This is a genomic window from Novosphingobium sp. FKTRR1 (assembly GCF_020404405.1).
Taxonomy (GTDB): Bacteria; Pseudomonadota; Alphaproteobacteria; order Sphingomonadales; family Sphingomonadaceae; genus Novosphingobium.
The window spans coordinates 1-545 of record NZ_JAIZDA010000101.1; the positions used below are offsets into that span (position 1 = coordinate 1).

A 545-nucleotide genomic window follows, 5' to 3' on the forward strand; every position below is an offset into this window, starting at 1 on the left:
AGAAGATATTGGTTCCCACGAAATCCGCGCACGCATGGCCAAGCTCGCCAAACGCCGCGCCTCCGGCAAAGCCGCCCACACCATCAACATGGCTCGATAAGCAAGGCGGCCCTCAGGCCACGCTTACGCGATGCCTCCCGAACCTCTATAATCTGCGTAGCCATAGTGCCGCACCAGTGTCTGCCATAGTGCTACACCTGTGGCTCGCGCCCTACGCCCCCTGCAAGGCCGGGATCACCGGACGCTTACGCGCAAACGCCACACTGGGCATCACCCACGCGGGGTGGGAGGCGGACAGCACTTACGGATAAGCGCTATCACGGACATGCAAAAAGCGGCCCCAAGGGAGCCGCCGGCCGCATCGTTAAACATTAAAGACGAAGAAGAAGAGGCTGACAACCCGAAGTGCACCAACAGGTGAACCTGCGACCTTCAGGTTATGAGCCTGACGAGCTACCGGACTGCTCCACCCCGCGCCGGGGTCGACCGAATGGCGTTGTGCGCCTGGTCGTCTGCCGCACGCCGAAGAGATCGGCGTGCGGAGT

1 tRNA gene is annotated in these 545 nt (G+C 62.0%); it reads right to left on the reverse strand.

Features of this window, described 5'->3' with window-relative positions:
• Positions 1–286: 286 nt before the first annotated feature.
• Positions 287–473, reverse strand: a tRNA-Met gene (locus tag LDN95_RS23090).
• Between the last annotated feature and the right edge of the window lie 72 nt (positions 474–545).